Source organism: Alteraurantiacibacter lauratis (assembly GCF_037154155.1).
GTDB lineage: Bacteria > Pseudomonadota > Alphaproteobacteria > Sphingomonadales > Sphingomonadaceae > Alteraurantiacibacter > Alteraurantiacibacter lauratis.
Genome location: NZ_JBANRN010000001.1, coordinates 415651 through 428718 on the forward strand (window position 1 = coordinate 415651; position 13068 = coordinate 428718).

At 63.4% G+C, this 13068-nt stretch carries 10 protein-coding genes; 8 read left to right on the top strand and 2 right to left on the bottom strand.

What is annotated here, in order from left to right; translation table 11 throughout:
- Positions 1-94: 94 nt before the first annotated feature.
- From WFP39_RS01960 to phoB, 8 genes are all read left to right on the top strand, one after another.
- Positions 95-1279: a sensor histidine kinase gene (locus WFP39_RS01960; protein ID WP_336917447.1), complete on the top strand. Its 1185-nt coding sequence runs from the start codon at positions 95-97 to the stop codon at positions 1277-1279.
- A gap of 110 nt (positions 1280-1389) precedes the next feature.
- Positions 1390-2784, top strand: a complete 1395-nt coding sequence (locus WFP39_RS01965) for a porin (RefSeq protein WP_336917448.1) — start codon at positions 1390-1392, stop codon at positions 2782-2784.
- Between the two features lie 154 nt (positions 2785-2938).
- Entirely contained in the window at positions 2939-3982 is a 1044-nt protein-coding gene (locus tag WFP39_RS01970) for a substrate-binding domain-containing protein (protein WP_336917449.1), read from the top strand.
- A gap of 32 nt (positions 3983-4014) precedes the next feature.
- Positions 4015-5394 carry a phosphate ABC transporter permease subunit PstC gene (gene pstC, locus WFP39_RS01975; RefSeq protein ID WP_336917450.1) on the top strand — a complete coding sequence of 460 codons (1380 nt, stop codon included), beginning with the start codon at positions 4015-4017 and terminating at the stop codon, positions 5392-5394.
- The gene (gene pstA / locus WFP39_RS01980; protein WP_336917451.1) at positions 5387-6670 is read left to right on the top strand and encodes a phosphate ABC transporter permease PstA; all 1284 of its coding nucleotides are present in this window, start codon (positions 5387-5389) and stop codon (positions 6668-6670) included. The genes pstC and pstA overlap by 8 nt, the downstream gene beginning before the upstream one ends.
- Positions 6664-7473: a phosphate ABC transporter ATP-binding protein PstB gene (pstB, locus tag WFP39_RS01985; RefSeq protein WP_336917452.1), complete on the top strand. Its 810-nt coding sequence runs from the start codon at positions 6664-6666 to the stop codon at positions 7471-7473. The genes pstA and pstB overlap by 7 nt, the downstream gene beginning before the upstream one ends.
- On the top strand, positions 7473-8141 hold the full coding sequence (gene phoU / locus WFP39_RS01990; protein ID WP_336917453.1) for a phosphate signaling complex protein PhoU: 669 nt from the start codon (positions 7473-7475) through the stop codon (positions 8139-8141). Before pstB ends, phoU begins: the two co-directional genes overlap by 1 nt.
- 80 nt (positions 8142-8221) lie before the next feature.
- Positions 8222-8911 (top strand): phosphate regulon transcriptional regulator PhoB, encoded by a 690-nt coding sequence (phoB, locus tag WFP39_RS01995; protein ID WP_336917454.1) that lies wholly within the window; start codon positions 8222-8224, stop codon positions 8909-8911.
- Between the two features lie 4 nt (positions 8912-8915).
- On the opposite strand, the gene WFP39_RS02000 is transcribed toward phoB, so the two are convergent.
- The gene (locus WFP39_RS02000; RefSeq protein ID WP_336917455.1) at positions 8916-9638 is read right to left on the bottom strand and encodes an extensin-like domain-containing protein; all 723 of its coding nucleotides are present in this window, start codon (positions 9636-9638) and stop codon (positions 8916-8918) included.
- Between the two features lie 2 nt (positions 9639-9640).
- Positions 9641-13066, bottom strand: coding sequence for an error-prone DNA polymerase (locus WFP39_RS02005; protein WP_336917456.1), 3426 nt, complete (start codon positions 13064-13066; stop codon positions 9641-9643).
- Between the last annotated feature and the right edge of the window lie 2 nt (positions 13067-13068).

A 13068-nucleotide genomic window follows, 5' to 3' on the forward strand; every position in this document is an offset into this window, starting at 1 on the left:
TCCGGACATATCCCGGTCAACAGCACGAAATGGGCGCACAGCCCCGGCTTTTGGCGGTTTCCTGCCAGCAAACTTGCGTCTATTGCCCCTTGCCATGGAGGGGCGTTTCATTCCCATCGGCGGATTTCTTGTTGCTCTGGCAACGGGGGGCGTGCTTGCCGTGTCGGGCATAGACCCGGCGGTTGTGGCGGGCGTGGTGCTGGTCTGGTGCGCGTCGTTCTGGCTCGCCATGCCGCCGCCTGCCCCGCCCGCCCCGCCTGCATTGGAAGGCGTGCAGTTGACCCGTTCGGGGATGCGCGACCTGATCGAACATTCGGGCCTGCCCATGCTGATGCTCGATGGCAGCCGCATCATTGTAGCGAACAAGGCCGCGCGCGAGGCGATTGGCGCGCATATCGTGGGGCAGGATGCGCGCGTGGCGCTGCGGCATCCGCTGGCGGTTGACCTGCTCGACAGGCCCGATGGCGGAAGCGTGGTCGTGCAGGGCCTGACCGGCCCGCGCAGCAATTGGCAAATGTCGTATCAGCGGATTGACGAACGTTATGGCCTGATCGAACTGATCAACCGCACCTCGGAAGCCGACGTCAGCCGCGCGCATACCGATTTCGTCGCCAATGCCAGCCACGAATTGCGCACGCCGCTTGCGTCCATCATCGGGTATATGGAAACGCTAGCTGAACCGGGCGCCGATATTGCGCCAAAACAGGCCGAGCGCTTCTATGCCACGGTGCTGCGCGAGGCGCGCCGGCTGCAGGCGCTGGTTGACGATCTGATGAGCCTGAGCCGGGTGGAGGCGGAAAAGCACGATCAGCCGCGCGAGAAGCTCGATCTGGCGGCCATCGTGCGGCAGGCCGCGCGCGACGGGGCGGGGGCCGAGCGGATCGATCGCATCCGCTTTGAACTGCCGCCCGATCCCGTCACCGTGCGGGGCGACCGCAACCAGTTGGAACAGCTGGTGCGCAATCTGGTCGACAACGCGCTCAAATACGGTGCGGAGGACAAGCCGGTTATTGTCAGCCTCTCGCAAGCGGAACGCGATATGGCGCTCTTGTGCGTGGAGGATCGGGGCGAAGGCATCGCGCCAGAACACATCCCTCACCTCACCCGGCGCTTTTACCGCACCGATCCGTCGCGTAGCCGCGCGGGCGGCGGAACGGGCCTGGGGCTGGCTATCGTCAAGCACATCGTGGAGCGGCATCGCGGGCGACTCGACATCACCAGCAAGCTGGGGTTCGGGACGCGTGTCAGCGTGCGACTACCCCTCGCCGCGCAGGACTGAGTTTTCAAGAAACTGACATTTTCGCGCGCAATCTGTCATAAAAATGCAATAAGGCGGTCATAGGTGCGCCCGGCTTCTGTCACATATCGGACAGAAAAAGGGAATAATGCATGGCATTTTCGCGAATGACGGGCGCCTTGGCGCAAGGTCTCATAGCATCCTCGCTCCTTGTCTCCACTTCCGCGACGGCGCAGGAAACTGGCCGCACCATGACCAGCGCCTCCCCGGAAAGCGAGATCGCGGCCTTGCGCGCCCAGGTGGCCGCTCTGGAAGCGCAGCTCGCCACTCTTTCCGCACGCCTCGACGGGTTGCAGGCAAGTCAGGCGGAAGTCCCGGCGCCCCCTGTTCCCCCTGCCGCACCAGCTGCACCTTCGGCAGGAGCCGCTGCGCCGCAAATCAGCTTTGCAGGTGCCCCGCAAGTCCGGCAGGCCGGCGGGTGGTCGTTCAAGCCGTTTGGCCGCCTCAACATCGACGCCGGCCTCACCGATCTTCCCGAAGCGTTGGGCCGCAGCGACGGCTTTGGTAGCGAGATGCGCCGAATGCGTCTGGGCGTGGAAGGCGAGATTCCGGGTGGTTTCGGCTACAAGGCGGAAGTCGATTTTACCGGCGGCGCGGCAGAGCTTACCGATGCCTATGTAACCTACCGCGACGGCGGGCTGACGCTGACAGCGGGCCAGCACAACAATTTTCAAGGCATGGAAGAGCTCACCAGCAGCCGCTGGTCGACCTTCATCGAGCGCGCCGCCTTTACCGATGCATTCGGATTCGAAAGGCGCCTTGGGCTTTCGGCGCAATATTCCACGGGCGATCTGCTGTTCCAGGCTGGTGTCTTCACAGACAATGTCGAGGATCTGCCTGCCAAGAACTGGAGCATGGATGCGCGGGCCGTGTATGCGCCCAAGCTGGGCGAGACGCAGCTGCATTTCGGCGCATCCGTCCATAGGGCCGATCTGGAAGCCGGCAGCACGGTCCGCTACCGCCAGCGCCCGCTTGTGCATTTCACTTCCGAACGCCCGCTTGCCACGCCCAATATCGCCGCAAGCCGGCAATTCGGCGGCGGCGTGGAAGCCGCCTTGCTGTCAGGCCGCTGGCACGCCAATGCCGAGGCATTCTGGCAGAATGTCACAGTGCCTGGCCTCGCAGCCGATCCCACCTTCTTCGGCGGGTTTGTCGAAGTCGGCTATTACCTGACCAATGGTGATTCCCGTGGCTACCGCTCCGGCAAATGGGAACGCACGCGCCCTGCCCGCGGCGTGGATGCGGGAGGACCCGGCGCGTGGCAGATAAATCTGCGTTACGATTATCTCGATCTTGTCGATGCCGGGATCACCGGGGGCCAGCAGGATGGCTACCTTGCCTCGCTGGTCTGGGTGCCCACCACCTACACCCGCCTTACCGTGAATTACGGGCACCTGGAATATTCGGATGCCGCCTTTGCCCTGCCAGGAGGCAGCCGGAAGTGGAATGCCGATGTTCTGGGCATCCGCGGCCAGGTCGATTTCTGATCCGTATGGCCCATGCACCACGGCTGACGGGACTTGCCACACGGCACTTGACCCATGCATGACATGGATGTGCCAGCAACTTGTCACCAATCTGTCGCCTTTGCGCAATAGTGGGCCTCTAACGCTAACTCTCAAGTGAAGTGGAAAACCCCTGATGACCCATGCTTTCAAGTTTGCTGCAGCCGCCCTTGGTGCGATCGCTCTTGCCGCGTGCGGTAGTGGTGGAGAGTCGACCTCCAACCTTGCCGTGCGCGCGGTTGGTTCCTCCACCGTCTATCCGTTTGCCACCGTGGTTTCGGAACTTTTCAGCCGCAATCACCCGGACCTGCCGGCTCCGCTGATCGAATCGACGGGGACAGGCGGCGGGATTGCGCTGTTCTGTGCGGGCGATGGGGCGCAGACGCCCAGCGTCGCCAACGCCTCCCGCCGGATGAAGGTGAGCGAGTTCGAAACCTGCCAGGCCAATGGCGTGACCGATATCATCGAAATTCAGATCGGGATGGATGGCGTGGTGATGGCTGCGGCCAATAACGGCATCAATCTCAGCCTGACGCCGGAACTGGTTTACCGCGCGCTGGCGGCCAATCCCTATGGGAAGCCGCAGACTGCGCGCAATTGGAGCGATGTCGATCCGTCGCTGCCTGCGCTGCCGATCCTTGTATACGGCCCGCCGACCACATCGGGCACCCGCGACAGCTTCAACGAACTGATCCTGATGGCCGGCTGCGACACCAACGCGGAGATGAAGGCACTCAAGGACAGCGATGAAGACCGTCACAAGCAGGTCTGCACCGAAGTGCGTTCGGACGGCGCCTATGTCGATCAGGGCGAGCAGGACAACCTGATTGTCCAGAAGATCGAGAGCAACCCCAACGCGGTCGGCGTGTTCGGCTATTCCTACATGGAAGAAAATCTCGACCGGGTGCGCGGTGTGCCGCTGGGCGGCGTGGAGCCGACCTATGACAACATTGCCAGCTTCGCCTATCCGGGCGCGCGCGCGATGTTCATCTATGTGAAGAAAAACCACCTGGATGCAGTTCCTGGCCTGCGCGAATTTGTGCAAACCTGGTTAGAAAACGCTGGACGTGGTGGCCCGCTTGCGCAAGTCGGGCTAATCGTGAACACCGATGAAGTTGCGGCGCGCAATGCCGCTGCTTTCAGCGAACAGCGTACATTGACGGCAGCCGATTTTCAGTAAAGTCGGCGAGAGCAGGGGTTGAAGTCAGCGCGATGTCATCAGTCATACCGCTTCTCCTCGCCATCGGGCTGGGTCTGGCCGGATGGCTGGTGGCACGCGCGCGGGCATGGCGTTTCCGCAGGGAAGCGCCAGGGGGCAAGATCCCCTCTCTGCCAATCCATCATGCGTGGTATGCAGGCCTGTGGATCGGCCTGCCGATGCTCGCCTTTGCGGCGTTGTGGCGTGGCATTTCCGGCAATCTCGTGCTGCAACACGTGCTGTCCAGTCCGGATGCGGCGGCCCTCCCCGCCTTTGGGCTGCGCCGCGATGCCATTCTGGATGAAGCGCGCGTCGTGGCTATGGGCCTTGCCGACCGGGCATTGATTCCCGAAGCGCAGCCGCTGGTTGAAACCTTCCGCGAAGCGATGGCGCTCTATAACTGGATCGGCGTGGTGGTGGCGCTGCTGCTGGGCCTGGTGGGTGCGTATTGGGCCTTTACCCGCCTCAAACCCAATTTCGGCGCCCGATCGCGCATTGAAAGCGGCGTTCTGGTTGTTCTGTTCGTTGCCTCAACCGTAGCGATCCTGACCACTTTGGGCATTTTCGGCACGCTGGTGTTCGAAACCGTGCGTTTCTTCGGCATGGTTTCGCCGGTAGATTTCCTGCTGGGTACGCATTGGGGGCCGGACCCCATGTCGATGACACCCGACCCTGCGCGCTATGGCTCGATCCCGCTGTTCTGGGGCACAATCTTTATCGGCGCGATCATCGCGATGATCGTCGCCATTCCGCTGGGCCTGATGTCCGCAATCTACCTCACCCAATATGCCAGTCCGCAGGCGCGCAAATGGATCAAGCCCGCGCTGGAGATTCTGGCCGGCGTGCCAACCGTGGTTTATGGCTATTTCGCCGCGCTGACGGTGGCGCCTGCCGTGCGCGACTTCGGCGTTGCCATCGGGATTTCCAACGCGTCGAGCGAAAGTGCGCTGGCCGCGGGCATGGTGATGGGCATCATGATCATTCCGCTTGTCTCCTCGCTTGCCGACGATTCAATCAGCGCTGTCCCTCAGGCCATGCGCGACGGTTCACTGGCGATGGGCGCGACCACGAACGAAACGATCCGCCGCGTGCTGATCCCTGCAGCCTTGCCCGGCATTGTGGCGGGCGTCATGCTGGCCATCAGCCGTGCGATTGGCGAAACCATGATCGTGGTGATGGCAGCCGGCGCCGCCGCAAACCTGACCGCCAATCCGTTTGAAGCCATGACGACCGTGACATTCCAGATTGTCGCCATGCTGACAGGCGAAGCCAGTCTGGAAAGCCCGGCCACGCTCAGCGCCTTTGCGCTGGGCCTGGTGCTTTTCATGATCACGCTGGCTCTTAACGTCATTGCGCTCCGCGTGGTGAAGAGGTTCCGGGAAGCGTATGAGTAAGGCTGTGACCATGACTGGCACTCTCGCAGGAAACCCGATTGTCACGCCGACGCGCTCTCCCGCATTCGAAGCGCGGCTAAAGAAGCGTTACGCGCAGGAACGCCGCTTCAAGGCCTTGGGGCTTGGCGCGGTGGGCTTTTCGCTGTTTGTGCTTGTTTTCCTGCTCGGCACCATGATCTGGAATGGCCTGGGCGGGTTTCAGCGCACCGTTTTCGACGTGCCGGTGAGTTTCGAGGGCATGGGCCTGACCGTCATGCAGACCGACAATGAAGGCGCAGCGATCCGTGCCTTGCAAAGCCAGGGCCTGCCCGAAATCGTCAGCTTCGCCGCGGAAAAGACGCTGGGAGAGGCGGGCGCGGCGCAGATCAATTCCGAAGCCTGGCGCGAAGTCGCAGCCGCGATCATTGCCGATCCTTCCATCGTGCGGAGCGGCGGCACCTTTGCCCTGCCCACGACCGATCGTTTCTCCACCGCCTATCTCGGCGAGGGCCAGGCAGCATTGCAGCCCCTGGCGCGCGAGCTGGAGGCAGCGGGCCATGTGCGGCGCGCGTTCGATTTCGGATTTCTCCGGCGGGCGGACGCTACCGATGCACAGCTCGTGGGCATCTGGGGCGCGCTCGTCGGCTCGTTTTACACGATGATCGTCACCCTGTTGCTGGCTTTCCCGATCGGCGTGCTAGCCGCCCTGTATCTTGAGGAATACGCTCCGCGTAACCGCTGGACCGACATTATCGAGGTGTCGATCAACAATCTGGCTGCGGTGCCTTCAATCATTTTCGGCCTTTTGGGGCTGGCCGTTTTCCTCACCCTGTTCCCCACACTGCGATCCGCGCCGGTGATCGGCGGGATGACGCTGGCGCTGATGACCATGCCGGTGATCGTGATTTCCGGGCGTAACGCGATCAAGGCGGTGCCCCCATCGATCCGCGACGGCGCATTGGCCGTGGGCGCATCGCCGGTGCAGGTGGTGTTCCACCATGTGCTGCCGCTCGCCCTGCCCGGCATTCTGACCGGCACGATCATCGGCATGGCCCGCGCGCTGGGTGAAACCGCGCCGCTGCTGCTGATCGGGATGCGCGCCTTTGTATCCACACCACCCAGCGGATTCACAGACAACGCCACCGTGCTGCCGATGCAGATCTATCTGTGGTCTGACCAGGTGACGCGCGGTTTCGTGGAACGCACAAGTGCAGCTATCATCGTGCTGCTGGTTTTCCTTCTGCTGATGAATGGCCTTGCCATCTATCTGCGCAACAGGTTCGAAAAGAAATGGTGACTTCCGAAACACTGTCCGCCGACACGACCGCCGCGCAGGACCTGGGCGAGCCGAAAATGCGCGCCACCGATGTCTCGGTGTTCTACGGCGACAAGAAGGCGATCGACAATGTGTCGATCGACATCCGCACCGAACATGTAACCGCCTTCATCGGCCCGTCGGGCTGCGGCAAGTCCACCTTTCTGCGCACGCTCAACCGCATGAACGACACGATTTCCTCGGCCCGTGTCGAAGGCGTGATCGAACTGGATGGCGAGGATATCTACCAATCGGGCATGGACGTGGTGCAATTGCGCGCCCGCGTGGGGATGGTGTTCCAGAAGCCCAACCCCTTCCCCAAATCGATCTACGAAAACATCGCCTACGGCCCGCGCATCCACGGCCTTGCCGAAGGCAAGAGCGAGATGGACGCGATTGTCGAGCGCAGCCTCAAGCGGGCCGGCCTGTGGGACGAGGTGAAAGACCGGCTGGACGATTCGGGCACCGCGCTTTCGGGCGGGCAGCAGCAGCGCCTGTGCATTGCCCGCGCCATTGCGGTCGATCCCGAAGTGATCCTGATGGACGAGCCGTGTTCCGCGCTCGACCCCATCGCTACCGCCAAGATCGAGGAGCTGATTGACGAACTGCGCGGCCGCTATGCCATCGTGATCGTCACCCACTCGATGCAGCAGGCCGCGCGCGTTTCGCAGCGCACCGCCTTTTTCCATCTCGGCAATCTGGTCGAATACGGTCATACATCGGACATATTCACCAATCCGCGCGAGAAGCGCACACAGGATTACATTACAGGCAGGTACGGTTGATGGCAGAGCATACGGTCAAGGCGTTCGACGAAGACATCACCCGCCTGCGCGGCCTGATTGCCGAGCTGGGCGGCTTGGCGGAACTTGCCATCCAGCAGGCGATGGAAGCCATTGTCACGGGTGACGAGGAACTGGCCCGCCAGGTGGTGGAGCGTGATGCCAAGCTCGATGCGCTGGAGGCCGAAGTCGACGCGATGGCGATCCGCGTGCTCGCCCTGCGCGCACCGATGGCGGACGATCTGCGCGAAATCATCGCCGCGCTGAAGATCGCCGGCGTGATCGAGCGGATTGGCGATTATGCCAAGAACATTGCCAAGCGCACGGGGCGCATCGAAGGGCGCAGCCGGTTCGAACCGCTGACCTTGCTTCCCGCCATGGCCGAGGTGGCGGCGGAGATGGTGCACGATGTCCTCACCGCCTATGCCGCGCGCGACCCCATCGTGGCGCGCGAGGTGATTGCGCGCGACAACAAGGTTGACGCCTTTTACGACAGCGTATTCCGCAACCTTGTCAGCTACATGGTCGAAAACCCGGCCACGATCAGCAGCGCGGCGCAGTTGCTGTTCGTGGCGCGCAATATTGAACGCATTGGCGACCATGCCACCAACATCGCGGAATTGGTTCACTTCGTCGCACTGGGTTCCTATCCCACCGAAATCGAGCGCTGAAACATTTCTGACACAGAAATGTAATATGGTGGCGGCGAAGGAACGGGCGGGGATGTCCCCCGCCCTTTGGAAAGCGCAATATGTCCGCACCCAAACTGCTGCTTGTTGAAGACGATACGGCCCTTGCCGAACTGCTCGAATACCGTTTCGAGAACGAAGGGTATGATGTGCGCGTCACCGCCGATGGCGAGGAAGCGATGGTGATGGCATCCGAGGAAGCACCCGATCTGGTGATTCTTGACTGGATGATCGAAGGAATCAGCGGGATCGAGGTATGCCGCCGCCTGCGCCGCAACAAGGAAACCGCGCATGTCCCCATCATCATGCTCACCGCGCGCGAGGGTGAGGATGACCGGGTGCGCGGGCTGGAAACGGGCGCGGATGACTATGTGACCAAGCCGTTTTCGCCGCGCGAATTGCTCGCCCGCGTGTCCGCCGTGCTGCGCCGTGTGCGTCCCGCGCTTGCCGGCGAAGCGATCGAGGCGGGCGACCTACGGCTCGATCCCGTGGCGCACCGGGTGGAACGGCGCGGCCGCCAGTTGCAGATCGGCCCCACGGAATACCGCCTGATCAAGTTCTTCATGGAACATCCGCGCCGCGTGTTCAGCCGCAATCAGCTGCTCGATGCGGTCTGGGGCACTGGCAGCGAGATCGAAGAGCGCACCGTCGATGTGCATATCCGCCGCCTGCGCAAGGCCATTGCGGTGGAAAATGCGCGCGACCCGATCCGCACGGTGCGCTCGGCGGGTTACGCGCTCGAACCGGTATAATTGCTCAACGGCACACCCCGCCAATCCGGCGCGGCGCTTGATCGAAATGAAAATGATCGGCGTGCGCGGCGTTGTAATCGGGAGAGAGCACGGTGGCAAAGGCCGCGCAGGCCCCATCGCGCACTGTGCGCAGGAATGCCTGTTCGGCGTCGTTCCCGTTCCATCCACCGATCAGGGTGATCCGCCGACCGTCCTCCAGCACGAAAGCGGCGATGTCGATGGCGTTGCCGGTGGCATGTTCGCTCCAATTGCCGCCCTCACCCCCGCCGATCCGGCGGCAACTGAATGTGCCGATATGCTCGATCCGGGCAAGCGGAGAGCCAAGGATTTCCAGCGCGGCGGGCCGGGCCGAATGGGCCAGCCACATATGCAGCGCGGCGGCCACCGGGCAGGTCATCTGCGGATTGGCAGGCGCGATGCCTCCACCGTCCAGAACCGTGCGATCGGGCCTTGCGCATTGCCCCTCCCCCGCAGGTGGCAGCGTATCAAAGGCGATGCCGCCGCGTTCCAGCACGGCGCGGCATGCGTCCACATCCTGGCGCAGCGCGTCCAGCTTCATGCCGGTGGCCCAGCCCGGCGGATGGGCGATTTCCAGCGGCGCAAAGGGATTGTGCTGCGGGTAATCCTCCAGCCATCCGCGTGCGGCGAGACCAAGGCCCAGCAGCGCGAGCAGCATCAGGATGGCACGATCCAGGCCAAAGCGGCCAACCTTGCGGCTGATCCTCATGCCTAGTGAAAATCACGAGACGGCGGAATGATCCGCACATTGCGTGGATGGCTGCGGCTGGGCGGCAGAGCAGGCGCGTTTTGGGGCGCATTCTTTGGCAAGGAACCCGCCAGATCGGCGCGCGCCAACGGGGCTTGCAGCAGATCGTCCGACAGGCGGTGCAGGCTGTGCGTGGCGTCAGTCATGTGGTGCGCGATGACATGGATCACCTCGTCATCATATTCCACCCGCCCGCGCACTTCCATCAGCCGCGACCCCATCACCACCTTGCGCTGCCGCTCTTTCAGATCGGGCCAGATGACAAGGTTGATCACGCCCGTCTCGTCCTCCAGCGTGATGAAGCACACGCCCTTTGCCGATCCGGGCCGCTGGCGGATCAGCACCACGCCCGCCACCTGCACCATGCTGCGGTATTTCCGGTCGCGCAAGTCGCAGGCGCGCACAAAGCCGCGCTGCGCCAGATCGGCGCGCAGGAAAGCCATGGGATGCGCCTTCAACGACAGGCGCGTGGTCTGGTAATCGGCCACCACTTCTTCGGACAGCGGCATGGCGGGCAGCACCGCGCGGCCTTTCTCCACCCCCTCGCCACGCGCCTGCGCATGGGCGAACAGCGGCAGATCAGGTGCGCCGATCAGGCTGCGCGCATCCCACAAGGCCTGCCGCCGGGTGAGGCCCAGCGAGCCAAAGGCATCGGCGCTGGCCAGTTTCTCGACATAAGCCGGGCCGATACGGGCACGGGCGCGCACATCTTCCACATCGGTGAACGTCCCGCCCTCCGCGCGCGCGGCGACGATGCGCGCGGCGATATGTTCGGGCAGGCCGTCCACCTGCCGCAGCCCAAGGCGCAAGGCGATCCGCGCGCCTTCCCTTTCCAGCGTGCAATCCCATTCGGACGCGTTCACATCCACCGGCAGCACGGCCACCCCGTGCTCGCGCGCATCGCGCACGATCTGCGCGGGCGCGTAAAAGCCCATCGGCTGCGAATTGAGCAAGGCCGCTGCGAAAGCCGCGGGAAAATGGCATTTGAGCCAGCTCGACACATAGACGAGATGCGCAAAGCTGGCCGCGTGGCTTTCGGGAAAGCCGTATTCGCCAAAACCGCGGATCTGGTTGAAGCAGCGCTGGGCAAAGTCGCGGTCGTATCCGCGCGCCACCATGCGCTCCACCATCATGTCCTGCAACTCGTCTACCATGCCCCGGCTGCGGAAGGTCGCCATCGCTTTCCTCAGCCGGTTCGCCTCCGCGCCGGAAAACTTCGCCGCATCCAGCGCGATCTTCATCGCCTGTTCCTGAAAGATCGGCACGCCCAGAGTGCGGCCCAGAATGCTGGTGAGTTCATCGGGCGGGCCGTGGCCTGCGCCGGGCGCGGGGATCACCACCGGCTCCTCCCCCCGGCGGCGCTTGAGGTAGGGGTGCACCATGTCGCCCTGAATCGGGCCGGGCCGCACGATCGCCACCTGGATGACAAGGTCATAGAATTCGCGTGGGCGCAGGCGCGGCAGCATGTTCATCTGCGCGCGGCTTTCCACCTGAAACACGCCGAGCGAATCCCCGCGCCTGAGCATGGCATAGGTTTCGGGATCCTCGCGCGGGACACTCGCCAGCGTCAGCGCGCGGCCGTGATGCGCCTCCAGCAGATCAAGGCATTTGCGGATGCAGGTAAGCATGCCCAGCGCCAGCACATCGACCTTGAGTATCCCCAGCGCCTCGATATCGTCCTTGTCCCATTCGATGAAACTGCGATCCGGCATCGCGCCATTGCCGATGGGCACCGTCTCGATCAGCGGGCTTTGCGTCAGGATGAAACCGCCCACATGCTGCCCCAGATGGCGCGGCATTCCAATCATTTGCTCGGTCAGTTTCAGCACGCGTCTGAGGTGTGGATCGGTGATGTCCACCCCCGCTTCGGCTGCGTGCCGCTCGCCAATCTCGTGCCCGTGACCGCCCCATACGGTGCGCGCCAGCGCGGCGGTGACATCTTCGGTCAGGCCCATGGCCTTGCCCACCTGCCGGATCGCCATGCGCGGACGGTAATGGATCACCGTGGCGCACAGCCCGGCGCGGTGGCGGCCGTATTTGGCATAGATGTGCTGGATCACCTCCTCGCGCCGCTCATGTTCGAAATCGACATCGATGTCGGGCGGCTCCTTGCGGTCTTCGGATATGAACCGGTCGAACAGCAATTGGTGCTTGGCGGGATCAACCGCAGTGATGCCCAGCACATAACACACCGCCGAATTGGCAGCGGAGCCGCGCCCCTGACACAGAATGGGCGGATTCTGCGCACGCGCGAAATCGACGATATCCTTGATGGTGAGGAAATAGCGCGCCAGATCCATCTTGCCGATCAGCGCCAGCTCGCGCTCCAGCGCTTCCTTAACAGATTCAGGCAAGCCATTGGGATAACGCCAGTTTGCCCCTTCCCATGTCTGCTGCACGAGGTAATCCTGCGGGCTCATGCCGTCAGGGTAAATCTCCTCCGGATATTCGTAACGCAGCTCCTCCAGGCTGAAAGTGCAGGCATCGGCCACTTCGCGTGCGGCAGTGATGGCGTGCGGCCAGCGGGCGAACAGCGCCTGCATCTCCTCCGGCGCTTTCAGATGCCGTTCGGCATTGGCGTGAAGCAGATGCCCGGCGGCGGCCACCGTGGTCTTGTGCCGGATCGCGGTCATCACATCCTGCAAGGGGCGGCGATCGGGCGCATGGTAATGCACATCATTGGTCGCCAGAATTGCGCAGCCATTGGCGCGGGCCAGCGCATCGAGCCGCTCGATCCGCGCCACATCGTCGCCACGGTAAAGGTAGCTGGCGGCAATATGCCGCATCGCGGGCAGACCTGCGGCCAGATGCGGCAGGATATCGGCAAAGCCGCCTGTCACCTGTTCCTGATAGGCGCTGCCATCCATGCCCACCACATTGCTGCCCCATGCCGGCACGGTAAGCGGCGCGGCCAGGTCGCGGGGCGGCAGCAGGATCAGCTGCACGCCCTCGCTGTGCTCCGCCAGCATGGGGAGCGAAATGTCGCAGGCTCCCTTGTCTTGCCATTCGCCGTCCAGTTTCGCCATGCGACCGGCGGAAATCAGGCGGCAGAGGCGGCCATAGGCGGCGCGGTTTGTGGGATAGGCCAGGAAAGCCAGCCCCTCCACCACCTCGATTCGGCAGCCGATCACCGGGCGGATATTGAGCGCGCGCGCCTCGGTATGAAGGCGCACCACCCCGGCAAAGGAATTGGCATCGGCAAGTCCCAGCGCATCATAGCCCAGCACACGGGCGCGCAACACCAGGTCCACCGCATCGGACGCGCCGCGCAGGAAGGAGAAACAGCTCGCCACACCCAGTTCGACAAAGGCGGCGCGCGGGGGTGGCGTTCTATCCCCGGCCTCATGCACTAATGTCCGGCGCGGCACCTGAAGGTCGTTTTCGGGCATCG